Annotated in this window: 24 protein-coding genes and 1 riboswitch; of the genes, 18 read left to right on the plus strand and 6 right to left on the minus strand. The window is 39.8% G+C overall.

Going from position 1 to position 24,800, the window contains the following annotated elements:
• The first annotated feature begins 852 nt into the window (after positions 1-852).
• Positions 853-1,758, plus strand: a complete 906-nt coding sequence (locus BUC07_RS21680; RefSeq protein WP_394333217.1) for an O-antigen ligase family protein — start codon at positions 853-855, stop codon at positions 1,756-1,758.
• Here BUC07_RS21680 and BUC07_RS15270 read toward each other — a convergent pair.
• Positions 1,742-2,533 carry a glycosyltransferase family 2 protein gene (locus BUC07_RS15270; protein WP_073171391.1) on the minus strand — a complete coding sequence of 264 codons (792 nt, stop codon included), beginning with the start codon at positions 2,531-2,533 and terminating at the stop codon, positions 1,742-1,744. The genes BUC07_RS21680 and BUC07_RS15270 overlap by 17 nt on opposite strands.
• 188 nt (positions 2,534-2,721) lie before the next feature.
• On the opposite strand from BUC07_RS15270, the gene BUC07_RS15275 reads away from it, so the two are divergent.
• The 4 genes from BUC07_RS15275 (at position 2,722) to BUC07_RS15290 (ending at position 5,736) form a co-directional block, all read left to right on the plus strand.
• Complete coding sequence (locus BUC07_RS15275) at positions 2,722-3,498, plus strand: Rossmann-like and DUF2520 domain-containing protein (RefSeq protein ID WP_073171394.1); 777 nt, start codon at positions 2,722-2,724, stop codon at positions 3,496-3,498.
• Between the two features lie 3 nt (positions 3,499-3,501).
• Positions 3,502-4,032 carry a KdsC family phosphatase gene (locus tag BUC07_RS15280; RefSeq protein WP_073171397.1) on the plus strand — a complete coding sequence of 177 codons (531 nt, stop codon included), beginning with the start codon at positions 3,502-3,504 and terminating at the stop codon, positions 4,030-4,032.
• Positions 4,033-4,608 carry a Maf-like protein gene (locus BUC07_RS15285; protein ID WP_073171400.1) on the plus strand — a complete coding sequence of 192 codons (576 nt, stop codon included), beginning with the start codon at positions 4,033-4,035 and terminating at the stop codon, positions 4,606-4,608.
• Positions 4,609-4,731: 123 nt separating this feature from the next.
• Complete coding sequence (locus BUC07_RS15290; protein ID WP_073171403.1) at positions 4,732-5,736, plus strand: sugar ABC transporter substrate-binding protein; 1,005 nt, start codon at positions 4,732-4,734, stop codon at positions 5,734-5,736.
• Positions 5,737-5,863: 127 nt separating this feature from the next.
• Here BUC07_RS15290 and BUC07_RS15295 read toward each other — a convergent pair whose 3' ends face one another.
• From BUC07_RS15295 to BUC07_RS15305, 3 genes are all read right to left on the minus strand, one after another.
• Positions 5,864-6,511 carry a hypothetical protein gene (locus BUC07_RS15295; protein WP_073171406.1) on the minus strand — a complete coding sequence of 216 codons (648 nt, stop codon included), beginning with the start codon at positions 6,509-6,511 and terminating at the stop codon, positions 5,864-5,866.
• A 22-nt stretch (positions 6,512-6,533) separates the two neighbouring features.
• Positions 6,534-7,163, minus strand: coding sequence for a hypothetical protein (locus BUC07_RS15300; protein ID WP_073171408.1), 630 nt, complete (start codon positions 7,161-7,163; stop codon positions 6,534-6,536).
• 83 nt (positions 7,164-7,246) lie between these two features.
• The gene (locus tag BUC07_RS15305; protein WP_073171411.1) at positions 7,247-8,275 is read right to left on the minus strand and encodes a hypothetical protein; all 1,029 of its coding nucleotides are present in this window, start codon (positions 8,273-8,275) and stop codon (positions 7,247-7,249) included.
• A gap of 202 nt (positions 8,276-8,477) precedes the next feature.
• Between BUC07_RS15305 and ruvX the strand changes: the two genes are divergently transcribed.
• From ruvX to BUC07_RS15330, 5 genes are all read left to right on the plus strand, one after another.
• Positions 8,478-8,900, plus strand: a complete 423-nt coding sequence (ruvX, locus tag BUC07_RS15310) for a Holliday junction resolvase RuvX (RefSeq protein ID WP_073171606.1) — start codon at positions 8,478-8,480, stop codon at positions 8,898-8,900.
• Positions 8,901-8,986: 86 nt separating this feature from the next.
• Positions 8,987-9,544: a peptide deformylase gene (gene def, locus BUC07_RS15315; protein WP_073171414.1), complete on the plus strand. Its 558-nt coding sequence runs from the start codon at positions 8,987-8,989 to the stop codon at positions 9,542-9,544.
• Positions 9,545-9,603: 59 nt separating this feature from the next.
• Positions 9,604-11,631 (plus strand): ComEC/Rec2 family competence protein, encoded by a 2,028-nt coding sequence (locus BUC07_RS15320; protein WP_073171417.1) that lies wholly within the window; start codon positions 9,604-9,606, stop codon positions 11,629-11,631.
• A gap of 121 nt (positions 11,632-11,752) precedes the next feature.
• The gene (trkA, locus tag BUC07_RS15325) at positions 11,753-13,087 is read left to right on the plus strand and encodes a Trk system potassium transporter TrkA (RefSeq protein ID WP_073171421.1); all 1,335 of its coding nucleotides are present in this window, start codon (positions 11,753-11,755) and stop codon (positions 13,085-13,087) included.
• Positions 13,088-13,110: 23 nt separating this feature from the next.
• Positions 13,111-14,556, plus strand: a complete 1,446-nt coding sequence (locus BUC07_RS15330) for a TrkH family potassium uptake protein (protein WP_073171424.1) — start codon at positions 13,111-13,113, stop codon at positions 14,554-14,556.
• A 2-nt stretch (positions 14,557-14,558) separates the two neighbouring features.
• Here the strand turns inward: BUC07_RS15330 and BUC07_RS15335 are convergent, their stop codons facing one another.
• Positions 14,559-15,173 (minus strand): L-threonylcarbamoyladenylate synthase, encoded by a 615-nt coding sequence (locus BUC07_RS15335; RefSeq protein WP_073171427.1) that lies wholly within the window; start codon positions 15,171-15,173, stop codon positions 14,559-14,561.
• 72 nt (positions 15,174-15,245) lie between these two features.
• Here BUC07_RS15335 and mnmD point away from each other — a divergent pair, with 72 nt between their 5' ends.
• The 8 genes from mnmD (at position 15,246) to BUC07_RS15375 (ending at position 24,329) form a co-directional block, all read left to right on the plus strand.
• Complete coding sequence (mnmD, locus tag BUC07_RS15340; RefSeq protein WP_073171430.1) at positions 15,246-15,923, plus strand: tRNA (5-methylaminomethyl-2-thiouridine)(34)-methyltransferase MnmC2; 678 nt, start codon at positions 15,246-15,248, stop codon at positions 15,921-15,923.
• 52 nt (positions 15,924-15,975) lie between these two features.
• A complete protein-coding gene (locus BUC07_RS15345) occupies positions 15,976-16,587 on the plus strand; it encodes a BamJ family beta-barrel-assembly machinery protein (protein ID WP_073171433.1) in 612 nt (203 codons plus the stop codon).
• A 15-nt stretch (positions 16,588-16,602) separates the two neighbouring features.
• Positions 16,603-17,373: a BamJ family beta-barrel-assembly machinery protein gene (locus BUC07_RS15350; RefSeq protein WP_073171437.1), complete on the plus strand. Its 771-nt coding sequence runs from the start codon at positions 16,603-16,605 to the stop codon at positions 17,371-17,373.
• 76 nt (positions 17,374-17,449) lie between these two features.
• Positions 17,450-17,824, plus strand: a complete 375-nt coding sequence (locus BUC07_RS15355) for a DUF3127 domain-containing protein (protein WP_073171440.1) — start codon at positions 17,450-17,452, stop codon at positions 17,822-17,824.
• A gap of 96 nt (positions 17,825-17,920) precedes the next feature.
• Positions 17,921-18,679 (plus strand): SGNH/GDSL hydrolase family protein, encoded by a 759-nt coding sequence (locus tag BUC07_RS15360; protein ID WP_073171609.1) that lies wholly within the window; start codon positions 17,921-17,923, stop codon positions 18,677-18,679.
• 64 nt (positions 18,680-18,743) lie between these two features.
• A riboswitch (cobalamin riboswitch) is annotated at positions 18,744-18,922 on the plus strand.
• Between the two features lie 66 nt (positions 18,923-18,988).
• A complete protein-coding gene (locus BUC07_RS15365; protein ID WP_073171443.1) occupies positions 18,989-21,328 on the plus strand; it encodes a T9SS type A sorting domain-containing protein in 2,340 nt (779 codons plus the stop codon).
• On the plus strand, positions 21,325-23,286 hold the full coding sequence (locus BUC07_RS15370; RefSeq protein WP_083578289.1) for a TonB-dependent receptor plug domain-containing protein: 1,962 nt from the start codon (positions 21,325-21,327) through the stop codon (positions 23,284-23,286). Before BUC07_RS15365 ends, BUC07_RS15370 begins: the two co-directional genes overlap by 4 nt.
• A 2-nt stretch (positions 23,287-23,288) precedes the next feature.
• A complete protein-coding gene (locus BUC07_RS15375) occupies positions 23,289-24,329 on the plus strand; it encodes a YncE family protein (protein ID WP_073171449.1) in 1,041 nt (346 codons plus the stop codon).
• Between the two features lie 4 nt (positions 24,330-24,333).
• Here BUC07_RS15375 and BUC07_RS15380 read toward each other — a convergent pair whose 3' ends face one another.
• Positions 24,334-24,798, minus strand: a complete 465-nt coding sequence (locus tag BUC07_RS15380) for a hypothetical protein (protein ID WP_073171451.1) — start codon at positions 24,796-24,798, stop codon at positions 24,334-24,336.
• Positions 24,799-24,800: the final 2 nt, after the last annotated feature.

A 24,800-nucleotide genomic window follows, 5' to 3' on the forward strand; every position in this document is an offset into this window, starting at 1 on the left:
CCCGCCAGCGCCGATGGTACTGCGTAAAAGTGGGAGAGTAGGCCGCTGCCGGATTTATCCAAAGCCCATGTTCAAAAGAGCATGGGCTTTTTTATTGGAATAAGCCTGTGTTTTTAAATAATTATTTTTATTTCCTTACGTTTCTTCATTAGACTTAGCTTGGCAATAATGACTGAAAAAATTCATAAACGCAGAGAAGATCTGTTTTTTTTCTTATTACTGCTCACTGCTGCTGTTTTTCCATATTCTGAAGCATTGGTGAGTATTACCATTGGTTTGCTATTGTTTCAGGCGTTGGCTTTTCGTTCCTGGAATCACCCAACTGTTAAAAAGCGGTCACTAAAAATAGTATTGTTTCCCTTTTCAATTTTTGGAATATACATTGTTGGTACTTTATTTACAAATGATTTTTCTTTTGCCTTATATGAGTTAAAGAAAGTAATCTTCTGGCTGGTAGTTCCATTGGCCGTTATTTTATCTCCACAACTTCCGGACAAAAAACTTTACCGCGTCCTTGGTATTTTTGTTTTATCCGTAACAATTGCAAGTTTTATTATTACCGGTAAAATAATTCTCAATGATCATTTTCAATTTAACGGATTCCGATCGTTGAGCATTATTTCACATATCCGCTTTTCATTTCAGGTTGTATTGTCATTAATAATAGTGGCCTGGTTTATCCTCAAATTTAAACAACTCAAATTCTCATTTAATCCCATCTTTTTATTCGCACTTTTCATTTGGCTTGTCGTTTTTCTTTTTTTGCTGAAGTCTTTACTTGGGATTATTTCTTTTTTGGGAACGGCAGGTATTGCACTGATTTTTTATATTTTGAAATTGAAAAGCAGGCAAATGAAATATTTTTTAATTGCTGCTTTACTTTCAATTGTATTGGTTCCTGTGCTTTATACGGCCAGGGTTTATACTGATTACTTTGATTTTAAAGACTATGATCCCAAATCTGTTGAAACCAAAACCCATGCAGGTAATCGGTATCGTCACAATTTTAGTGAGCATGCCCGGGAAAATGGTTACCTGGTTTATGTTTACATTTGCCAGGAAGAGCTCAGGCAGGAATGGAATAAACACAGTGAAATAAAATATGGTGACAACCTGAATGGTTATCCGTTGAGTAGCACACTCATCAGGTATTTAACCAGTTTGGGGTACCGAAAAGACAGTGTTGGAGTTAGCCGGTTAACGCCAAAAGACATTAAGTTAATTGAACAAGGTGTTACAAACCATAAATTCGATAATCGCTTTTTTTCAATTTATCCCAGGATTTACGAAACCATTTGGGAACTCGATAACTATTTTCGTACAGGAAACCCGAATAATAAGTCGCTGGCACAACGTATCGAATATATCAAAGCTTCACTTTTCATAATAAAAGAAAATCCATGGTTTGGTATTGGTACTGGCAATTGGGTAAATGAGTATAATAAAGTGTACGACCAAATGGATTCAAAACTCGATGATGAAAAACGCGGACCGTCGCACAATCAGTATTTAAATTACATGGTGAAATTTGGAATCATTGGGTTTTTATGGATTTTATTTGCCATTCTTTACCCGGTTTTTCTTTTGGGACATCGCCGAAATTTCATTTTTGTTTGTTTTCTTATTGCTATTGCTTTTGCCAACTTGGGTGATGCCAATTTGGAAACCCACATGGGATTATCTTTTTTCTCTTTTTTCTATTTCCTGTTTCTATGGAATTCAACCACCGAAATGAAAAGTTCTATTGTAAAACGGTAAGTCCTTTAATGCATCTTACTGTTTTATCAGAAATTGCTTTTTCCAGCTTTTGTTTGTTTTTGCTTAATTGTTCACGGCTTTGTGTTTTATGCCAGAGGTGGTAAGTAATCGCCTGAAATTTTATTTTGCGCAGTAACAAACCACTGTTGAAAAGCCTTGCCACTAATTCTGTATCTTCCAGTCCCCAACCCACAAATTCTTCGTTCCATCCGTTGACCCGTTCCAAATCATTTTTCCAGATGCCCAATAAACCACCCCTCAAGTTTGAGGAATATTTTAATGGTTTGTACAGCTTATTCAAAATTGGTAGTCGTACTGAATTTATCCGGTTGGTTTCAATTTCATTTGAAAGAAGAGTAAAAACAGGATGACATTTATTATTTTGAATCCGCTTTAGGGTAGTCCGTTTCGAAAGAAAAACCCTGGAGCCAATTAATGCTTCACCTCTACTTGCATTTTTTTTTAAATCGAAAATAAAGCGGGGGTGAAAAAACAAATCCCCGTCAGAAAAAATAAGGTAATCTCCCGAACATTTTTTCACAGCCAGGTTTCTAACAGCTGCAGCCCTGAAGCCTTTGTCTTCGTGCCAAACATGTAGCAATGGAACCGGAAAACTCTGTTTTGTATTGGCGATAAGTTGCGCTGTTTCACTGGTGGATCCATCATCGGCAATGATAACTTCATCCGGTAAAGCAGTTTGGCGTTCAATGCTTTTCAGAATAAGCGAAAGCGCATCGGGTCGGTTGTATGTTACAATAATGAGTGATACTTTCATGTTTACCGGATTTTATGCGTAAAAATAATCAGAATAAAAAATTAATGAGCCATTTAACCGGAAGGAATAAATGATTTCTTCTTTACAGGAGAGATGTGAAAAAAGCAGACACGATTATGCGAAAGCCTGAGAATTAATTGGAACATTAGAAGTGGCTCACTATTTTTGGTACTTCAAATTTTAAGAGAATGAGTCACCGTTTTGTTTTTTTGGGCGCAGGGAACCTGGCCACACATTTAGCTGTTGAACTACATCGAAAAGGATTTTTCATTGGACAAGTTTACAGCCGAACAGAGAAATCAGCTAAAGAATTGGCTGATAAGTTGGAGACGAACTTCACAACCTCTGTCCAGGAGATTTTACCGGATGCCGATGTGTATTTTGTGGCCCTCAAAGATTCTGCATTTGAAGAAGTTCTCCCACACATCAATTTTCAAAATAAGTTGGTGGTGCATTGTTCCGGCAGCATGCCGCTTTCTTCTCTTCAGAATTATTCGGGCAACATTGGCGTACTGTACCCGCTTCAGACATTTTCGAAAGAGCGGAAGGTAGATTTTTCCGAAATCCCTGTTTTTATTGAAGGCAATTCACCCCAAAATGAAAAAATGCTGAGGCGGATTGCTGAAAAAATTTCGGCCAGAGTTTCCGTTTTAAATTCAGAACAACGACTGCATCTTCATGTGGCAGCTGTTTTTGCCTGTAATTTTGTAAACCATTTTTATGCTATTGCCGGCGAAATGTTGAAATCGCAAAATGTCCCGATTCAGGTTTTGAATCCTTTAATAATGGAGACAGCACGTAAGGTTCAGGAAATGGATCCGGGGAAAGCCCAGACAGGACCTGCTGTTCGTTTCGACCATAACGTGATTGAAAAACACCTGGATACATTGAACGATTTTCCTGAATTCAAAAAAATATATAAAATGGTTTCAGAAAATATTTATAAATTTCATCAAAACACTTAATCCATGTCCTTTTTTAAAGAAGAACTAAAAAATGTAAAAGCTTTTGTTTTCGATGTTGACGGGGTTTTGTCGAAAGACACTTCGCCGTTAAATGAAAACGGAGACCCAGTGCGAACAGCCAATGTGAAAGACGGGTTTGCCATTCGGAATGCCATTGATTTGGGATACCCGGTGGCGGTAATAACAGGTGGTTTTGTGGAACGTGTCCGGCTCAGGTACGAAAAAATTGGAGTGAAATATTATTACGATAATTCGCGCGACAAAGTTGACTGTCTGAATGATTTTCTGAAAAAAACAGGTGTGAAAGCGGAAAATGTTCTTTTTATGGGCGACGATCTGGTTGATTATTCAGTTATGCAAAAGGTTGGAATACCGGTGTGCCCAAACGATGCAGTAAACGAAATCAAAGAAATTTCGAAATATGTTTCGCATAAAAGTGGAGGCGAAGGCTGTGTGCGCGATGTTATTGAACAAACCCTGCGCTCCCAGGACAAATGGTTTACCAACGAAATGTTGCATAAAAAAGCTTTTTAAATGAACTGGTTTCCCAAGTATAATTTTATTCTTGCTTCAAAATCGCCCAGGCGACAACATTTATTAAAGTCGTTGGAAATTGATTTTCAGGTTATTGTCAAAGAAGTAAAAGAAGATTTTCCGGCAGATTTGCCCAAAGAAGAAATTCCGGTTTACCTGGCCCTCCTGAAAGCACAGCCATTTAGGAACCAACTGAAACCTGACGATTTGCTCATAACTGCCGATACAATTGTTTGGCACAGAGGCAAAGTTCTTGGAAAACCTTCCGGGGAAAATGAAGCAAAAAAAATGCTTTCGGAACTCAGTGGAAGTGAACATGAAGTAATATCCGGGGTTTGTTTGACCTCCGTTGACAAACAAAAAACCTTTTATTCTGTTTCAAATGTTCAGTTTAAGAAGCTCAGCAACGATGAAATTGATTACTACATTTCATCGTTCAAACCTTTTGATAAAGCCGGCGCATACGGAATTCAGGAATGGATTGGTTGCATAGGAATCAAGCACATAGAGGGTTCTTTCTATAATATTATGGGATTGCCTGTTCAGAAACTCTATGAAGAAATACTGCAATTTTAGTCCTTTTAAAAAAGGTTTCATTTTTTTATGTGTTATATAACAATACTTTAATATTTCTTTTGTTTAACCCTTTTGGCCGATAACTCGTAAATGGTATAAATTGAAATTTAAAAAACCATTATTATGAATAATCCGGTTCGGCTTTTAATCCTGATGGTATTTACCATTTTTATTCTCAGCGGATGCACAAAAGAAGATGACGCAATAAAGGTTGGATTCTTAATTCATGCCCTTGATAAAGAACGGTGGGAAAACGATCGGGACTACTTTATTGAAAAAGTTCAGGAGTTGGGAGGTACAGTTGAAGTTCGTGTTGCAGATAATGATGCACAAAAGCAGCTTGATCAGGCAAACGAGCTCCTTGCCAACGGAATAGATGTTTTGGTCGTTGTGCCTGTTGACCAGTTTGCAGCGGCTGAAATTGTGCAAAATGCACAAGAGAAAAATGTGAGTGTTATTTCGTATGACCGATTGATAAAAAATTGCCGGCTCGATTATTATGTGTCAACCGACAATGTTGAAATTGGCAGATTGCAGGCGGAATACCTAACCACAATGAAGCCTTCCGGGAAATATGCCCTTATTGGTGGTGCAATTAGCGATAATAACAGCCAGTTTTTGTACCTGGGCCAGATGAATGTTTTGCAACCGCTGGTTGAAAAAGGAGATATTGAGATCATCTATAATGAATTTACCGAAGCATGGGAAGAAGAAGAAGGCTACAATCATGCAAAAAAATTATTGCAAACTACAGAAGAAATTGACGCTATAATTGCCGGGAACGACGCAATAGCTTTCGGAGTTACACGAGCATTGGCAGAAGCAGGAAAAGAGGGGGAAGTTTTGGTTGCCGGAATGGATGCCGACTTAAGAAATTTACAAGAAATTGTGGCCGGACATCAAACATGCACGGTTTATAAACCGTATGAAAAACTGGCTGCTACTGCTGCCGAACTTGCGATGACACTTGGCAGGGATGAAGAATGCGAGCGTACTTTCCAAACTGTTAGCAACGGACAGCGTCTGGTGCCGGCAGTGTTACACGAAGCAATGATAGTTAATAAAGATAACCTGAAACTGACCGTTATTTCAGAAGGTTACCAGACGGAAGAAGAAATTTACAGGTAATTTTCCCAATATTACTTCGTCTTTTTTCTTTTCACACTATTTTTTTGTTTTGCATGATTAGCAGATATCAACAGTTATAACAAAAAAAATGGATGGGGTATTCCAGATGTAATGGAATACTAATGAATCAGTTCTTGGAATTATATTTCTTTTGAAGCAAAAAACCAAAAGCAATTAAAAAATAAAACAAACCGTTGAGCCCGGTAAAGAAATAGGTTGTAACTTTTGAAAATTCCATTGAATTCTCGAGAATCAGGTTGAATAGTATATTAAAGAAAAAGTTTCCGGAAAAGTAAATCAACACAGCAGTATTTATCCATATAATTGGCTCTTTTTGAATTTCCCGGTGCTTGCTTTCAACCATAAATTTTGAGAACAACAAAATTGAAAAGAGCACGAGCAGTAGCCCTTCAACAGAGCGTACAAGATTTGGCATGGTATATAAATCCTGGATAAAAAGCAGATTGATAATTGTGTATGACTCAAAAAGGATAATGATAACAATGATTATCTTTTTATGAAAAAAGGGATGGAGTACACTTTTGTAAAAGAGTGCCCAGAGGAAAAATTCTAAAAGGATATAAAAATGCAATCCGGGAATGGTATTTCTTATGCCGGCTGCAATTAATGCACTTCCCGAAATTTCAGTAACAAAAGCTAGTCCGGTAAAAATGAACAGGATTTTTAAACTTTTATTAAGGCTGCGAAAACTATAGAGCCCTGCAAAAAATGCAATACCCACTTCCGCAATATGTATATATAATTGAGCTGGCATCTAAGGTGTGAGTTAAACTAGCCTATGAATTATAAATACTATTATTATCGCAGATTGGTGGGCATAAAGCCCCATAGTTAAATACTTCAGGATTTCTGATTTCTTTCGCTTCTGAATAAATCATTACATCCATGGTTTTTGAAATACCAAAATCGATTTGAGCTTCCGACCGATTTTGAGTATTGAAAATTTCGTGTAATTCAAACTTGGTAAATAAGTACGCATTGGGGTAAATGTATTGCCTGAAAGCGGCCCATTCATTTTCAGAGTTGAGCTCACCAGCACGCCACTTGCGGTATCTGCGGATACTTTCAAGTACTTCCTCAGTACGTTTAGAAAGATTTTCGTTCTCCTTTCCCAACTTAAAAACAGGAGTTTCATAATCAGCATATACATCTCCGCTGCCCATCAGAAAAGCAGAAACTGCAAAAGCACACAATACGTGTTTCCCATCTATCATCTCTTTTTCAAGTCCAAGATAAATTCTTACCCTGTTTTCATCTTCACTATTTAAAGCTTTATATGTTTCTTTTTGAAGAATGATTGGCGGAACTGAAAGATTAAAACTTAATTTCTTTTCTTCCTCAAAGTTTTTTTCCCAGTTTTCCGCTTTGGGCGCTGGAATTTGATCTCGTTTAAGTTTATTTGACATACGTTTGGATCTTTTATTTCAATTCGAAACCAAATATAATAAAAAAGAACTGTAAATATCTACAGTTCTTTTTCAATTTATATTTAGTCGTAATAATAGTTATCGTCTTCGTAGTAATATCCGTCGTTGTAATAACCGTTGTTGTATGCAAAATACCTCTCGGGATAATGGACCAACCTGAAACCATGGGTTGTCAATTCAAAAAACAGGTTGCCAACTCTGAAATAGGGGTATCCATTAATGTAAACCTGCTCCTTTACCGGCGGCAGTTGTTCAAAAACAATTCCATAGGGCATATCTACCAACACATAACCAACTCCTCTAAAAAACCTGAAAAAGTGACCATTGTAGATGTAATACCTGTTGTGATTATGAACGAAGAACCACGGGCGACTTGCAAAAGTGCGGATTACATGTCCGAATTTCGGGTGGTGGTAGTAGTGTTTGTGAAAACGGTAAGAGTAGGGATGGTAACTGTTGTAATAGTCTCTCCAGCTGTTTAAATCCCAGCGGTACCTTTCCCATTTGTGATCCCAGTGGTTATGATTATAATAATTGTAATTAGCGTAATAATTTTTGGTGTGCTTCCTGTAGTGAACATGGTTAGGGGCACGCCTGCGGTTCCAGTATTTTTTACTGCCTTTGTAATTTTTATTTGTTCTGTACCTGTTGTCATTTTTATCTAACCTGTAAACTTTGCGTTTATTTTCCGGATTTGCACGTACCCTGGCATCTTCGGTGTTTGCTCTCGTTGAGGTGCTTCTTCTTACAGAATTATTGTAGCGTTTGCGTCCTGAGCGATTTACAGCTGCAGGCTTGTTATTTGTCTTTCCGGGTGAGGTACTTTTCAGGTTGCTCCGGTTCTCAGAACGGTTGCTCCTTTTGGCACGGGTAGCAGGTTCCTTTGGAGTTCTTCTCTGAATTTCTCTTTTTTTGAAAGTGCTTTTTTCGCGTACAGTGTTGCGTCTGCTTCTTTCGGTTCGTTCAACCGGGGTGTTTTTCTCCTGGTTTCTCTGAGTGGACCGGCGTTGAGCAACGGAAGGAAATGTTGTTGCTGTTACTGTTGCTACTATGAGTAGTATGGCGAACAGTTTTGTATTTTTTGTTTTCATGGCTTTAAGTTTTAAAAATTCAACATTTTAATTGCTTGCTCTGTGGCGCCTTTGTAACCGGTATTTGCCTTTGAAAAGCAAAGCGTATGCCAAATTAAATACCCCGCAGTTGCTCAGGTTTTTAAGGTGTTTTAAACCAGTTGGTTAAAAAGTTTTATTATTTGCATAATTCTCTCTAATTTTGCATCCTGAAAAAGAAGACATGGGAAGAGTTTTAGCAATTGACTACGGAAAAAAACGAGTTGGACTGGCTGTCACCGATCCGGCTCAAATAATCGCCAATAAATTAACCACAGTGGCAACCAACGAATTGTGGGATTTTTTGCAGAATTATTTCAGCAAAGAAACTGTTGACGAAGTGATAATTGGTTATCCGCGTCAGTTGAACAACCAACCTTCTGAAGCTGTTACTTACATCAATCCTTTCATTAAAAAATTTAAGCGGGAATATCCTGAAATGAACCTCGAATTGATGGATGAAAGGTTTACATCCAAGATGGCTTTTCAGACCATGATTGATGGAGGTGTAAGCAAAAAAGGAAGGAGAAACAAAGCAATGGTAGATGCTATTAGCGCCACCATTATTTTACAAAATTACATGGAGCAGAAAAGAAATTCCTTTTAATTTGCAGAAAAAATGAAACGAGCCCACCTGATCAGCATAGTTGGGCGGGGCAATATCATACTTTGAAAATTAACAATTATAATTACATGAAATATCCGATTACAGTATATGGCGACCCTTTACTCAGAAAAAAAGCAAAGCCAATTGAAAAGAAAACAGAAGAGCTTGACGAAATAATTGAAAATATGTGGGAAACCATGTATTATTCTGATGGGATTGGGCTTGCCGCTCCACAGGTAGGTAAATCAATTCGCCTGTTTTTGGTTGATGCTTCGTCAGCAGCCGACGAAGAACCTGAGCTGAAAGATTTTAAAAAAGTTTTTATCAATCCTGAAATTATTGAAACCGCTGGTGAGGAGTGGATAATGAACGAAGGATGCTTAAGCCTTCCGGAAATAAGAGAAGACGTAAAAAGAACCGATGTGGTGAGAATTAAATATTTGGATGAAAATTTCGAACCGCACGAAGAAGAATTCAGTGGTTTTGCCGGCAGGGTAATCCAGCATGAATACGATCACCTGGAAGGAATACTTTTTATTGATTATTTATCGCCACTACGAAAACGGCTTTTGAAGAGTAAATTACGTAATATTGCGATTGGAAAAGTGACTCCGCATTACCGGATAAATGTTCCTGTCCGGTAAAATAATTTGAACTTTTCCAATTTTTTCGTAATTTACTTCCCCTGACAACACCACAAAAATTGGAAAAAACAATTCAGAAAATACCCTTTTTACGAATTGCAGTTGCTTTTGCAATTGGAATAGTTGCTCAATCCTTTATAAACATAGGATTTACTTTTGTTTTTCTGATTTCGTTGCTGGCATTACTGGCAGTTGTTTTGGGCCAGAAATTTTATAGCTACCGCATTGCTTCTTATTGGGGAGTAATGGTTCATTTTGTATTTGTGATTCTCGGAGTTCTCGTGGCCATGCAGTACAACCAAAAACCAATGATACCTGGTGAAGGTATTTTTAAGGCCACAATTGTTGAAATTCCTCAGGAAAAGCCCAACTCGTACCAAACGATCTTACATGTTGAAGAAGTTGGGGCAAATGATTCAATTTTTCAAACCAATGAAAAAATTATAACCTGGTTTGAAAAAGAGGAAAACGCAAAGCAGTTAATTCCAGGCCAACAAATCATTTTTAAAGGAAAACCGCAAATGGTTTCCAACAATAATAATCCTTTCGAATTTGATTATAAACAGTATCTGGCCAAAAAAAAGATTTACAGGCAACTTTACCTGCCAGCTGAAAATTGGAAGAAAATAAACAGTGAGTCGTCATTTTCTTTACCGGTTTTTGCCGAACGCGTTCGCATGCAACTGCTTCAAATTTATAAAGAACAGGGGTTAGGCGAAAATGAGCTTCAAATTTTATCGGCACTTACTTTGGGCTACAAACGCGGCCTCGACCCTGAAACCAAAAGAGTTTTTGCATCTGCCGGAGCCATGCATGTTCTGGCTGTTTCGGGGTTGCATGTGGGTATTGTATTTTTGGTGCTCAATTTTTTGCTGGGATTTTTACGTAAACAAAAAGTAGGGCGGATATTTTTTGTGCTGCTTACTATCAGTGTTTTGTGGTTCTTTGCTTTTCTAACGGGGCTATCACCTTCGGTTACCCGGGCAGCAACAATGTTTTCTTTTGTAGTAATTGGAACCAACATCAGGCGGCAGGTAAACACTTACAATTCGCTGGCTGCCTCGGCTTTTTTGCTGTTGCTGATTAATCCCAATAATTTGTTCGAAGTCGGATTCCAACTCTCATACGCTGCTGTTTTTGGTATTGTTTTTTTGCAACCCCGGCTCGAAAATTTGGTCACGTTCAAATATAAAATCATCCGGTACGCCTGGGCGCTTCTAACCGTTTCGGTGGCTGCCCAAATTGCAACTTTCCCGTTGTCGGTGTACTATTTCAATCAGTTTCCAACCTATTTCTGGATTTCAAATTTGTTTGTGATCCCTGCAGTAACCCTGTTAATTCCATTGGGCATCGCCATGTTGGTGTTGCATGGAATCCCGGTAATTTCCCCGTTTATTTCTGAAACAATAAATTTTGTTATTGGGGGAATTTACAGCTTGCTTCAGTTTATCGAAAATTTACCTTCCTCAATTATTGAATTTACTTTTTTGCCTCTTGAACTTGTATTTGTTGCCGGGTTTCTTTTGTCTGTTTTTGTGTTTATTGAAACAAAACGAAAGTTGTTTTTTAAACTGGCTCTTGTTAATGTTGTTTTGGTATTGTTCTCGGTATTTATATTCAAAATCAATAATTTGTCACGCAACGAATTAATTGTTTATAATCAGCCGGATAATACGATTGTTCATCTGCTTTCAGGCCCAAAAAATTATGTGATTTCCGAAAAAGAACTTGAAGAGGATGGATTTTCAATGGGGATGATCAAAAATCTGGTGTACAGAAATCGGCTCCGTTCTCCGGTCTTTTTAACACAACATCAAATTTTTGAGGATGAGCACCTCATGCTGAAAGATAATTTTATCTGTTTTGAAGGGCGGGTTTTCCATATTGCTTCAGGCAATACCCCAAAACTACCTCGTGAGCTAACTCCTGATATAGTAATTGGCCCGGTAACCAGGCCGGGCCTTAATCAAAAAACATCAAGCAATCCATTATTGGTTTCCACCGCCCGGTTTCTTCCCGCGGAGGAATTCGAAAGCTTTAAGGTTTATTCTGTCAGGAAAAATGGTGCATACAGGGAAAAGTGGTAGATTTGCACCGGTTCATACATTAAATGAATCTTTTTTGTACTGAAAAAACAGAAAGATTACTGGTAGTTCATTTTGTATTCTTTTAATTTGTACCCTAATTTTGAAATAAAGAAAGGTTAAAATGAAAGTTGTAATTGCTGGTGCCGGAGAAGTTGGAACTCATTTGGCCCGAATGCTGAGCAGCGAAGAACATGATATTGTTTTAATGGACGATTCGGTGGAAAAACTTTCCATTGTTAGCAACGATGTTGATTTAATGACCGTTACCGGTTCAGCACATTCTTTTCATGATCTGAAAAACACCGGAATTGCAAAAGCTGACCTTTTCATTGCAGTAACCCCGTTTGAAGAAAGGAACGTCCTGGCCTGTTCAATGGCTTCATACCTTGGTGTCGGGCGTACAATTGCACGCATTAACAATTCGGAATACCTTATGGGCAGGTACCGTTCGAAGCTAAACAATCTGGGAATTAATGAACTGATTTATCCCGAGAGTCTGGCTGCCAAAGAAATTGTGGCTTCGGTAAAACAAACCGGCACCCGGCAGTTAATTGAATTTTCAAATGGTAAATTATTGTTGCTCGGTGTTAAAGTCAGGCAGGATGCGCCAATTTTAAACAAAACATTTGAGGAGCTCGCACAGGAAAATGAACATATTCTGGTGGTAGCTATTAATCGCGAAAATGAAACCATTATACCAAGTGGAACCGATTTTATAAAAGATGGCGATATTGTATTTTTTATAACCACCCGCGATGAGCAAAAACGGATTTTTGACCTGACCGCAAAAAAAACATTCGAGGTAAAAAATATACTGTTTCTCGGTGGCAGCCGAATTGCACAAAAAGCCATTGAAAAACTGGGCGACCAGTACAGGATTAAAGTGGTGGAAGAAAGTCACGAAAAGTGCCAGCAAGTTGCCGAAAAATATGCCAATGCATTGGTCATTAATGGCGATTGTCGCGATCTGAAACTCCTTAAAGATGAAGGCCTTGAAAAAATGGATGCAGTGGTAGCCACCACCGGTAATTCAGAAACAAATATTTTGGGCTGCCACCTTGCCAAATCCCTTGGCGTTCGGCGTACCATTGCCGAAGTTGAAAACCTGGCTTTTATGGGGCTTGCCGAAAATATGAACATCGGAAGTATTGTAAACAAAAAACTGATTGCAGCCAGCTATATTTATCGTTTTACGCTTAATGCAGCTATTTCGAAAGTAAAATGCCTGACCGCTTCCGATGCCGAAGTTTTTGAGTTTATTGCCAAACCTGGTGCGAGAATCACTCAGAAACTGGTGAAAGATCTTGGTTTCCCCGAAGAAGCAAAAATTGGAGGTATCATCAGGGGAGACGATGCTTTTATTGTACATGGCGATTCGCAGGTTAAGGAAGCCGACAAAGTAGTTGTTTTTACACTTCCTTCGGGTATTAAAAAACTGGAGAAATTTTTTAAGTAAATTCACCGGAAAGTCTAAACTAAATGAACTTTAAAATCATTCTTCGGTTGCTTGGGTTTTTGCTTCTTGTGGAAGGGATTGCTATGGCGCTGGCCTTTTTTGTTGCTCTTATTTATGGCGGGTACGACCAAACAGCATTTTTAATTTCTTCCGGAATAGCCATTGGCCTCGGAACAACAATTGGCTTTTTAACCCGTAAAGCCAATAAGGATATTGGCAAAAAAGAAGGTTACATTATCGTTTCATCGGTGTGGATTGTATTTTCTTTTTTTGGAAGTTTGCCTTATATTATCAGTGGTGCGATTCCCAATTTTACCAACGCTTTTTTCGAAACAATATCGGGTTTTACAACCACCGGTTCATCAATTTTAGCAGATATTGAAGCGCTGCCCCACGGAATTTTATTTTGGAGAAGTATTACCCAGTGGCTGGGAGGTATGGGAATTATCGTTTTGTCGCTGGCCATTTTACCGGTTTTCGGAATTGGTGGTATGCAGCTTTTTATGGCCGAAGTTCCCGGTCCAACCCCCGATAAAATCAGTCCGCGAATAAGGCAAACAGCCAAAACTTTATGGGTGATTTACTTGGGTTTTACCGTTAGCGAGATGCTGCTGCTTTGGTTGGGCGGAATGTCAATTTTCGATGCAGTTTGTCATTCATTTACTACCATGGCTACAGGAGGGTTTTCAACAAAACAGGCAAGTATTGCACACTGGTCGTCACCATTTATACACTATGTTATTGTAATTTTTATGTTTTTTGCCGGTACCAATTTTACCCTTTCGTACATGGCAATTAACGGAAAGTTTAAACATGTTTTTAAAGATGAAGAGTTTAAATATTACGGCTTATTTGTACTGGGGTTTACGCTTATAATTTTTATCGGATTGCTTGTTTCTTCCCAAACAGGTGTCGAAGAATCCTTTCGGAATTCACTTTTTCAGGTTGTTTCAATTATTACGACCACCGGTTACGCAACTGCCGATTATTTAACCTGGGCGCCCATTCTTATTTTCATCATTTTCGGATTGTTCTTTTTTGGTGGTTCTGCAGGTTCAACAGGTGGTGGCATGAAAATTATGCGTATTGTTCTGCTGCTGAAAAACAGTTATTATGAATTACGAAGAATAGTACATCCTCAGGCAATTATTCCGGTAAAATTTAATAACCACTCAGTAGATGCAAAAATAATTACTAACGTGCTGGCTTTCTTTATGTTTTACTTTGTAATTTTTGGTGCAAGTACGGTAATTTTCACAATCATTGAGCCCGATATCGAGTCGGCAATGGGAGCGGTTGCCACAAGCCTGGGAAACATTGGTCCCGGATTGGGAAACGTTGGGCCTGCAGAAAATTTTCTTCATGTAAAACCGGTGGGGAAATGGTTCCTGTCGTTTTTAATGTTGCTGGGCCGTTTGGAGCTGTTTACAGTTTTGGTGCTGTTTTCTCCTTCTTTCTGGAAAGAATAAAATTAAAATTCAAGCTTTCCTTTTCCTTCACGCACAATTTTAATTTCATCTGAAGTGCAGTCAACTATTGTGGAGGGTGTCAATTCTCCGGGGCCGCCATCAATTACAAGGTCAGCAAAATCTTTGTATTTTTCATAAATCAATTCCGGATCGGTAGTATATTCCCGTATCTCATCTTCATCGCGTATAGAAGTGGAAAGAATAGGGTTTCCCAGTTCAAAAATAATGTCACGGATAATATTGTTATCGGGAATGCGAATGCCCACCGTTTTTTTCTTCCCTTTAAAATATTTGGGTACGTTGTTGTTGGCTTCAAGAATAAATGTAAACGGCCCCGGCAGATTTTTTTTGATGAGTTTAAAAACCGAATTGGAAATGGGGCGTGAATAATCCGATAGGTGACTTAAGTCGCTGCAAATGAATGAGAAGTTTGATTTCTCGATTTTAAGCCCTTTAAAACGGGCCACTTTTTCAACGGCTTTAGCGTTGGTTATGTCACAGCCCAATCCGTAAACCGTATCAGTTGGATAAATAATAATTCCACCATCGCGTAAAACTTCTGTAACTTTACGAACTTCGCGCGGATTCGGATTTTCATTAAAGAGTCGTATTAACATAGCGAATTTTAATTTTGCCCGGTAAAAATATAATTTTAGATTTATTTCCCGAAGTTTTACTAACGTGAAGTAATGGAATATCAAATTAGAAAAACTGCCGATGGTTCATCAACGATATATCTTCCTGAAATGGATGAACAATATCACTCGTTAAATGGTGCAATAACTGAATCGGAACATGTATTCCTGAAAACGGGTTATTTACATCAATCTGCCAGCGAGCCGGTTGTCTTCGAGGTGGGCTTTGGAACCGGTTTAAACTGTTTGCTTACAGCGGTTTTGGCTCAAAAACAAAAACGATGTACCACGTATCTCACTGTTGAAAAATATCCAGTTGATATGGAGTTGATTGAAAAACTTGATTATGGTGCACTTATTTCAGAAGAAGCTGACGCGTTGTTTCGAAAGATTCATGCCTGCAAATGGGATGAGAAAGTTCAAATTTCTGAATATTTCCATATTGTTAAAATACAAAAGGATATAACAAAGGATAAACCGGAAATTGAACAACCGGCTAACGTCGTTTTTTTTGATGCATTTGGTCCCGACAAACAGCCCGAAATGTGGACACCTCAAATATTTGAACACTTGAATAAAATAATGGCCCCTCAGGGAGTTTTTGTTACCTACAGCGCAAAAGGGCAGGTTAGGAGAGACTTGTCAGCTGCAGGTTTCAGCATGGAACGATTGCCCGGACCGCCCGGAAAAAAAGAAATGTTACGCGGAATAAAAGTGGACTCAGGCCTTTAATTGCCAAAAAATTGAATTATCTTCGTCCACTCGAACCGAGAAAAATAGTAAAATGACAGAAAAGAAATTAACAGGAGAACTCGATCGGTTTAGCTATGCGTTGGGTATGAGTGTGGCCTCAAATCTAATTCGATCGGGGGTAAAAAAAATCAATCCTGATTTATTCCTGCAGGCTATAAACGATACATTTACAGGCGAAATGCCAAAAATGATGCCTGAAGAAGCAAACAAAATTTTAGAAGAATTTATGCAGAAAGCCAACCAGGGAGAGGCCAAAAATAACCTGGAAGAAGGGCTGAAATTTCTGGCTGAAAATAAGTCGGAAACTGGTGTTAACGAACTGCCCAGCGGATTGCAGTATAAAATTTTGGAAGAAGGAGATGGTGAATTACCTTCAACTGAAAGCGAGGTAAAATGCCATTACCACGGTACATTGATTGACGGCACTGTTTTCGACAGTTCTGTTGAACGCGGCGAACCCGCTGTTTTTCCTGTAAATGCTGTTATTCCCGGTTGGGTAGAAGCATTGCAGATGATGCCGGAAGGCTCCAAATGGCGCCTTTTTGTACCTCCCGAGCTGGCTTACGGTGAGCAAGGTGCAGGCGGAGTAATTGGCCCCAACTCAACCTTGGTTTTCGATGTTGAATTATTAGAAATCGTTTAAATAGAATTTTTAGTTATGAGGAACAGTATTATTTATTTATCAGCAGTTGTGTTGGTAATTGTTGGCATGAGTTGCCAGCAAAATGGCGGAGTTGGCGAAGTTAAACTTGAAACACAAGCCGACTCAGCAGGTTATGCAATTGGAATTTTGGTTGGAAATAACAATAAAGAACAAGTGGGGAACGCTCCCGGCGGCAGTGAGTTAAACATGGACGCTATGGTTTCTGGTTTTGCACAGGCTGCGCTCGATCAGGAGTTGCAAATAACCCCCGAAGAAGCCGATAAGATTGTAAGAGATTTTTTTACAGCTGCCGGCGAAAGACAAGGACAGGCAAATCTTGAAGAAGGAAATGCTTTTCTCGAAGAAAATAAAGCCAGGGATGAAGTTAGTGTGACTGAAAGCGGATTGCAGTACGAAGTAATCGAAGAAGGTGACGGACCAACACCTTCTGCTACCGACAGGGTGCGGGTACACTACCACGGTACACTTTTAGACGGTACAGTATTCGATAGTTCAGTTGAACGTGGCGAACCGGCAGTATTTGGTGTAAACCAGGTAATTCCAGGTTGGACAGAAGCACTGCAACTGATGCCGGTGGGCTCAAAATGGAAAATTTATCTTCCTTCTGATTTAGCCTATGGCGAACGCGGAGCAGGTGCAGATATTGGCCCGAATTCAACCCTTATTTTTGAGGTTGAACTGCTCGAAATACTGGATGAAGAGCAAGTACAGCAACAACGCCAGCAGCAGCAAATTCAACAGCAGATGCAACAGCAAATGCGATAACTGAAGTAAAACAATTTTTTATAAAATACCCTTTGCAAGTTTTCCTGCAAAGGGTTTCTTTTTTTATTTTTGCCGTATGAGTTTACAGGTTACCGGAAAAATACAACAGATACTGAAACCCGAATCGGGTGTTAGCCGTGCAGGCAAAGAGTGGAAAAAACAAGAGTTTGTAATTGAAACCGAAGAGCAGTTTCCCCGCAAAGTCTGCTTTACGCTTTTTGGCGATAAATCATCGTTGCTTGATGGTTTTTCAGAGGGCGACGAAGTAGATGTTTCTTTTAACCTCGAGTCGAGGGAGTTTAACGGCAAATGGTACCATAACATAAATGCCTGGAAATTAGACAAAAAACAGGGTGAGGGAAGTTTGCCCGAACCACCGCCTGAATTCAGGCCTGAAGATATTCCGCCGGAACCGGCTGATGATTCAGACTCCAGTGATTTACCTTTTTAATGGTTGATTATTGTTCAGCTTAAATTCAGTTGAATTGTTTGTGGGTTAAATGTGCTTTTATTCTTACTTTTGTTTTTGCAAACAAAAACAATTCAAATGAACCTTTCTAGAAGAAAATTTTTCGCCAGGTCAGCTGCAGGAGCTGCAGCGCTGGCAAGTATTCCCTCAATAGTTAGTGCAAGTATAGCACCTGCCAAAAGCAGTGGCAACTATTCAATGTTTAGCAGGGCTGATACCGTGCTTTTTCAGGGCGATTCCATTACCGATGCCGGAAGAGAAAAAACAAAAGAACTGCCCAATAATCCGGCTTCTTTTGGCTCGGGGTATGCATTCTTGGCTGCATCAGCTTTATTGAATGCATTACCGGAAAAAAATCTTACCATTTATAATCGGGGAATCAGCGGGAATAAAGTTTATCAGCTGGACGAACGCTGGAAAAAAGATTGCCTGGATCTGAACCCTGACATTTTAAGTATTTTAATAGGAGTGAACGATTACTGGCACAAACGAGACGGCCATTACGACGGTACAGTTGAAATTTATGAAAAGGATTACCGCGAATTGCTGAAACGAACCAAAGATAATTTACCCAACGTAGAACTTGTTATTTGCGAACCATATTACGTGCTCAATACATCGGTTGTTGATGAAACCTGGGTAGCGCCCATGAAAAAATACCAGGCTGTTGCCAAAAAACTGGCTGATGAATTCAACACTATTTGGGTGCCTTTTCAAAAGGTTTTCGACGAAGCAGTGAAACACGCACCTGCAACTTACTGGACTGGCGACGGGGTTCATCCTGCTATGCCCGGAGCCCAGCTTATGGCCGAAGCCTGGTTGCGAGCCGTGGAATAAATTCTTATTAAGTTTCCACCCGGAAAATATCTGGTGACAGGAATTTATACCACGATTATTAATTTTGTGATGAAAAAAAAATGGTGAATTAAAAAGGGAATCCGGTGCAAAACCGGAGCTGTACCCGCAGCTGTAATTTTTCAAAACTGGCAGCATTTTTTGCCACTGTCCCGATTTATCGGGACGGGAAGGCGCTGCCAATAGAAAATAAGCCAGAAGACCTGCCATTTTTTATAATGCTTTCGGGAATAAAAGCGACGGTTTAAACACCTGAAGTTTTATTTCCCCGTTTTACTAAAACAAAGGGGAATGAATAAATTACTACTACTTTTCGTATGGGGGGCTTTCCCTTTTTGGGGGCTCTCACAAACCAACGGTTTTGAAGTCTGGGATTACAAACCGGCTCCCGGCCAGCACATTAATATCAGTTCGCTGGGAACACCAGCCGCTGCTGAGCAAATGGCTGCCAACCCCGACAAACTTGTTTCTCTCGGTAGTTTTGGAGGTTACGTAATACTTAAATTCAACGAGGCCTGCCTGAATGATCAGGAAAATCCGTATGGAGTTGATTTTACTGTGTTCGGGAATGCCTTTTCCGGTTCTTCTGAACCCGGAGTGGTTTGGGTAATGCAGGATGAAAACAGCAATGGAAAACCTGACGACACCTGGTTTGAAATTGCCGGTAGCCAGCATTTTTATTCCCAATCCATTCAAAATTCATCGGTTACCTATTTTAAAACTGAAACGAGAGATGTTTTCTGGAAAAATAATTCAGGTGAGAGCGGATGGATTTTTGCAAACAATTTTAACCTTCAGGAATATTATCCGGCAAATGATTTTTTCCCCGGCTACCCTCCGGATTCGGTGACTTTTGAAGGAACAATGTTGTATCCGTTTATCGACAGTTTGCAGCAGGTAATTAAAACGGAAGCATTGGCTTTCGGTTATGCTGATAACCGTCCACGGGTAAAAGGAATCGATATGACAGTGCCCGATAATCCGTACACAACTGAAATTGAAGGCGCTGGAGGTGATCCTATTGACATTTCATGGGCCGTTGAGGAAAATGGAAATTACGTGCATCTCGATTCAATTCATTTTGTAAAGATTGTTACAGGAACTTTGGCTAATACCAGCCATTTGGGCGAAATTTCCACCGATGTTTCATGGTTTGCCGATGTGGCACCAGCTCCGGAAATTAGTGGGAAGGAGAACATGTTGGTTGTTTTCCCAACCTCCAAGAAACTGGTTGCTGGTGATTCATCATTGCTTGAAGCAGTTTATTTTGAGCAGGGCAGAAAAAAAAGAACTGACATTTCCTTTTCCTCACAGGATGAGTTGGTAGCAACGGTAGATAATTCGGGAAAATTAACGGCACAAAGTACAGGCGAAACTCAAATTTCCATTTCTGCAAAAGCTGAAGTTCAGCAAATTAATATTATGGTGGTTGAGCCTGATTCCATTCAAATTCTTACTGATTTTTCAGCTCTTTATCCGGGTGATTCGGTTCGGCTGGAAGCCACTGTTTACGACAATGAAAATGAAAAATTAAATATCCCGGTGCATTTTTCTTCGTCCCGTCCTGGTTTGGGACAAGTCGTTCAACAAAATGGAAGTTACTGGCTCAAAGCCATTCAACCCGGAATATTGAATGTGGTATGCAACGTGGAAGGATTCGATTTGCAGGCAGAGAAAAATGTGGAAGTGCTTTCAGAAAATGAAAAGATTAAACTGTATTTCAGCCTGAAAAATGAAGATGAAAATTTGTTCCCCTTTCAATGGATTGAGGTTGGGGAGGTTGATTTAATGCAAGTTGTTGAAAACCCGCAGCTCAATTATTCAGGTCTTAACAGGTTGACCCTGGCCCACGCAATGGTGGCCGGTTTATCAAAAGTGGAAGTTGATTTTAAGTTCAGAGACGACGAAGCCTCCGGGGGAAAGCTGTATTTGTATTCAGTGGAAACCGAGGGGATTTATTCGTATGGCTGGGGAGGAAAAACAGAGCCCGAAAGTTTTGCCAGGGGATGGATTGCCCGCCTCAACGGGAACCCGTTTTTGAACAGTTTCAATGAAATTGAAATTTCGGATGGCGATACGCTCGATTTGTACCATGTGTCAACTATTACACAACCCTGGAACTATTCCAGGTTGCTTACAAATAAAGATTCCGCAAAAAGGAACGAAGAAGTTGAAATCCTGCTCGAACAAACCACCTGTAATTTTTTTGACGGAGAAATCACTGAATCCGGCTTTGCTCCTTTAAAAAATGTGCAGGTTTCTGCAGATGACATCTATTTTACCGACGAAAGCGGAAAGGTTGTTTTTATCATTGACACTGAGCCACCGATAACTGTTTCATCGGGCAATAACGCAGTATTTATTGCAAAAAAAACAATCACGGGAATTCATGAAATTTCTCAATTAATTCAGGTTTATCCCAACCCGGTTGAAAATGAACTCACAATTGGAGGAACTGTAATTTCCAAATCTAAAATTGTGCTGTTTTCGTCAACTGGCCAGTTACTCTTCAATAAAGAAATTTTTACGTTCCCGGCAAAAGTAGATTTCTCTTCATTTCAACCCGGAATTTATTACCTGGTTGTCACCCACCGGCAAGGAACAGAAACCTGTAAAATCATAAAAAAATGAACCCACTAAAAAGTTTTTTGCTGGTGTTGTTTCTGTTGTCTTTTCATTTAATGCAAGCGCAAAACCTTTCTGATACTGTTCATATTGAAGAAGTACAAGTGCTCGCCAAAAAGAAAATTGAAGAGGCCGGGTTGAAAATTACCCGCCCCGATTCTTTAGCCATGGCGTCATCAGTAACCGCAGATCTTTCTGAACTGATTTCAGGTTTTTCGCCCGTTTTTATAAAATCGTACGGACAGGGTTCTTCGGCAACAGCCAGTTTCAGGGGAACTGCGGCCACGCACACACAAATATTGTGGAATGGCATGAATTTAAATTCCCCGATGCGCGGGCTGGCCGACTTATCGTTATTGCCGGTATTTTTTACCGATAATTTGTACTTGCTTCATGGCGGAAGTTCGCTCTCAGAGGGTAGCGGCGGGCTGGGAGGGAGCATTCACCTCGAAAATAATCCCGACTGGTCAACGCGATTTAGCGTGTCGGGTTTAGCAGAACTGGCTTCTTTTCAAACCCGGAAAACTTTTTTTAAGTTGATGGCGGGCACAGAAAATTTTAAATCGAACACCCGGCTTTTTTACGAAGCATCGGAAAATGATTTTTCTTTTTTCAATTCGGGGGTAATTCCGCATCGAAAAGATACGCTTGAAAATGCAGATTTCCGGAAGACCGGAGTTTTGCAGGAATTTTATTTGCGTAGTAATGAGAACGAAATTTTTTCATTGCGTTTTTGGTATCAGGAAAGCCACCGGAATTTGCCGCAACTGATGTCATACGAAGGAAGCACCCGCGATGAATTTCAAAACGACCAGCAGCTGCGGGCGCAGCTGGAATGGAAAAAATACAGTGATGGTTGGAATACGCGCATTTTTAGCGGAGTGAGTTCAAATCGTCTTGAATATTTCCGTGCCACGCCACAGTTTAATTTTGTGAATGAAAATTCGGAAAGCAGGGAAACCAGTTTTCTGAACCACTTTCGCTTTTTCAAAAGAATGAATGAAGTTGTATTTGCCACCCTGAGTTTTGATGCCAATCTGCACCGGGTGAAAACCAGCAATTTGCTTGATGAAAGCGGGTACCTGAAAAACCGGTTTGAAACTAGTCTGCTCATGAAGGCCAACTTTAAATCATCCGACAGTTTTGCTGCCTTTCTGTTGCTTCGCTCCGAGTCGTTCGATAAAAGCATTGTCCCGTTCATTCCGGCTGCCGGATTGGAGTGGCAGCCATTCGCCCGTTTCCCGGTTGTTCTGCTATCGAATATTGCCCGAAATTACCACAAACCCACCCTGAATGATTTGTACTGGATTCCGGGGGGAAACCCAGATTTGCAACCGGAAGACGGTTTTACGGGCGATGTTTCTTTGTCGGGCGACTTTCAGTTGGGCAAAATGACATTTAAAAATGAAGTTACCGGATTTGCGTCGAAAATTGAAAACTGGATTTCATGGCAGCCTGCTTCCAGCGGTGCCTGGTACTGGGAAGCGCAAAATGTGAAAAACGTTTTTTCGCGCGGAATTGAATATTCTTTTTCTGCTGAATACGACTGGAAAAGTTTCCGGTTCCGGACCAGTGGCAATTATTCTTTTACCCGGACATCAAACCTCGATGCTGTGAGTTCAGTCGATCAGTCGCGTGGTAAACAGTTGATTTACATTCCCAAACACAAAGGGAATTTCCATTTCAACACCTCCTGGAAAAAGTTTGCGATTAACTATTCTTTAAATTATGTGGGCAAACGGTTTACCAAATCAAGTAACCAGGAATCGGAATTCGAACGTGTTTTAAATCCGTACTGGCTGAATAAAATTGCCATTGGCAGAAAATCCGACTTTGGTAACTATGCTGTGAATTTGAAATTTACGGTTGAAAATTTACTTGACGAAAATTACCAGAGTATTTTATGGCGCCCCATGCCCGGGCGTTTTTACCGTTTTTCGGTAGCAATAAATTACAAAAACTGACCATGAAGAAATTATTCAAAATAACATTTTTGGTTTTGCTAATTGCAGGGTGTTCGGAAGAACCTGTAGAAACAGTATTTTTTGACCTGGATACAAATAATGGTGTTTTTATTGCGAGCGAAGGAAATTTCATGTACGGAAATGCTGCGCTTTCATTTTATAACACCCAAAAGAAAACCGTTACCAATCAGCTTTTTTATGCCCGGAACAATGCTCCGCTGGGCGATGTGGTGCAATCGCTCGCGCAATTTGGTGATTCATTATTTATTGTGGTAAACAACTCGGGGAAAATTTATGTGGCAGACTCTGAAACTGTTGAGTACAAGGGTACCATTACCGGTTTAACTTCGCCGCGTCACATTCATTTCGTTTCGGAAGAAAAGGCCTATATTTCTGATCTTTACGCCAGCTCAATAACAATTTTTAATCCTGCCACACTTGATGTTACCGGTAAAATTGAGATCGGCAATCATCATTCGGAACAGATGGTCCAGGTGGGTAAATATGTGTTTGTTTCTTCCTGGGCAAACGATGAGTATATTTTGATTATCGATACTGAAAACGATGAATTAACCCAGAAAATTAAAGTGCCATTTCAGCCCAAAGATTTGGCAGTGGACAAAAATGAAAAGGTTTGGGTACTTTCGGAAGGGACTTACGAAAATACAAGCGAAAAAGAACTTTTGCCGGCGTTAACCCGCATCGATCCGGAAACCTTTACGGTTGAACAGATTTACCGGTTCCCGGCACAATCTCAGCCGGCATCACTTGAAATGAATGCTTCAAAAGATACTCTTTATTATATTTTGAGTGGTATTAACAAAATGGCTGTTGACCAAAGGTATTTGCCCGATTCCGTTTTTATACCGGCTGGGAGCAGATTGTTTTATAACCTGGCCGTTGATCCTTCTGCTAATGAAATTTATGTAGCCGATGCCATCGATTATGCGCAGGATGCCATTATTTACCGATATTCGCAATCGGGAGAATTGAAAGATTCATTTAAGGTGGGGATTAATCCTTCCTATTTTTTATTCAAGTGAAAAATTAGTCACCGTTTTTCCTGCGATCCCTGAATTTCTTTATCATGTGAATCCTGAATTCATTTTCAGCCTTGTAAAGTGTAAGCACTTTACCGGGAGATAAAATTTGGAGGAATTTCTCGTTGTAGTCAACTAACAGATTGGCTTCCTGCTGCAGACTTCCTGCAAAATCACGTGTGAGTTGTTTTATTGCCCTGTCCGACATCGATTCTTCAGCTTCACGAACCTTTTCTTCAAGATTGCGCCGGTGTTTTTGCGCTTCCCATCTCTCTTTTTCAAGCTGGTTATACACCGGCCAGAATTTCTGTGCTTCTTCTGGTGTGAGCTCTAACCGGGAGGTGAGAAATGAAATTTTTTCAGCACGGAATTTTTCCCATCTGTTTTCGTGTTTTTTATCGTTTTCCTGGGCTTTTAGTGCCGATGTGGCTGTAACAACCAAAATAATTGTAAAAGCTATTATTCGTTTCATCT

The organism is Tangfeifania diversioriginum (genome assembly GCF_900141875.1).
Lineage (GTDB): Bacteria > Bacteroidota > Bacteroidia > Bacteroidales > Prolixibacteraceae > Tangfeifania > Tangfeifania diversioriginum.

Bases quoted from the DNA above. Each gene is read 5' to 3' on its own strand.
- BUC07_RS15345 (WP_073171433.1), top strand. From the start codon at position 15,976: ATGACAGAAAAGAAATTAACAGGAGAACTCGATCGGTTTAGCTATGCG.
- BUC07_RS15280 (WP_073171397.1), top strand. From the start codon at position 3,502: ATGTCCTTTTTTAAAGAAGAACTAAAAAATGTAAAAGCTTTTGTTTTC.
- BUC07_RS15360 (WP_073171609.1), top strand. From the start codon at position 17,921: ATGAACCTTTCTAGAAGAAAATTTTTCGCCAGGTCAGCTGCAGGAGCT.
- trkA (WP_073171421.1), top strand. From the start codon at position 11,753: ATGAAAGTTGTAATTGCTGGTGCCGGAGAAGTTGGAACTCATTTGGCC.
- BUC07_RS15330 (WP_073171424.1), top strand. From the start codon at position 13,111: ATGAACTTTAAAATCATTCTTCGGTTGCTTGGGTTTTTGCTTCTTGTG.
- BUC07_RS15290 (WP_073171403.1), top strand. From the start codon at position 4,732: ATGAATAATCCGGTTCGGCTTTTAATCCTGATGGTATTTACCATTTTT.
- BUC07_RS15335 (WP_073171427.1), bottom strand. From the start codon at position 15,173: ATGTTAATACGACTCTTTAATGAAAATCCGAATCCGCGCGAAGTTCGT.
- mnmD (WP_073171430.1), top strand. From the start codon at position 15,246: ATGGAATATCAAATTAGAAAAACTGCCGATGGTTCATCAACGATATAT.
- def (WP_073171414.1), top strand. From the start codon at position 8,987: ATGAAATATCCGATTACAGTATATGGCGACCCTTTACTCAGAAAAAAA.
- BUC07_RS15275 (WP_073171394.1), top strand. From the start codon at position 2,722: ATGAGTCACCGTTTTGTTTTTTTGGGCGCAGGGAACCTGGCCACACAT.
- BUC07_RS15295 (WP_073171406.1), bottom strand. From the start codon at position 6,511: ATGCCAGCTCAATTATATATACATATTGCGGAAGTGGGTATTGCATTT.
- ruvX (WP_073171606.1), top strand. From the start codon at position 8,478: ATGGGAAGAGTTTTAGCAATTGACTACGGAAAAAAACGAGTTGGACTG.
- BUC07_RS15380 (WP_073171451.1), bottom strand. From the start codon at position 24,798: ATGAAACGAATAATAGCTTTTACAATTATTTTGGTTGTTACAGCCACA.
- BUC07_RS15375 (WP_073171449.1), top strand. From the start codon at position 23,289: ATGAAGAAATTATTCAAAATAACATTTTTGGTTTTGCTAATTGCAGGG.
- BUC07_RS21680 (WP_394333217.1), top strand. From the start codon at position 853: ATGAAATATTTTTTAATTGCTGCTTTACTTTCAATTGTATTGGTTCCT.
- BUC07_RS15355 (WP_073171440.1), top strand. From the start codon at position 17,450: ATGAGTTTACAGGTTACCGGAAAAATACAACAGATACTGAAACCCGAA.
- BUC07_RS15305 (WP_073171411.1), bottom strand. From the start codon at position 8,275: ATGAAAACAAAAAATACAAAACTGTTCGCCATACTACTCATAGTAGCA.
- BUC07_RS15370 (WP_083578289.1), top strand. From the start codon at position 21,325: ATGAACCCACTAAAAAGTTTTTTGCTGGTGTTGTTTCTGTTGTCTTTT.
- BUC07_RS15350 (WP_073171437.1), top strand. From the start codon at position 16,603: ATGAGGAACAGTATTATTTATTTATCAGCAGTTGTGTTGGTAATTGTT.
- BUC07_RS15300 (WP_073171408.1), bottom strand. From the start codon at position 7,163: ATGTCAAATAAACTTAAACGAGATCAAATTCCAGCGCCCAAAGCGGAA.
- BUC07_RS15285 (WP_073171400.1), top strand. From the start codon at position 4,033: ATGAACTGGTTTCCCAAGTATAATTTTATTCTTGCTTCAAAATCGCCC.
- BUC07_RS15270 (WP_073171391.1), bottom strand. From the start codon at position 2,533: ATGAAAGTATCACTCATTATTGTAACATACAACCGACCCGATGCGCTT.
- BUC07_RS15365 (WP_073171443.1), top strand. From the start codon at position 18,989: ATGAATAAATTACTACTACTTTTCGTATGGGGGGCTTTCCCTTTTTGG.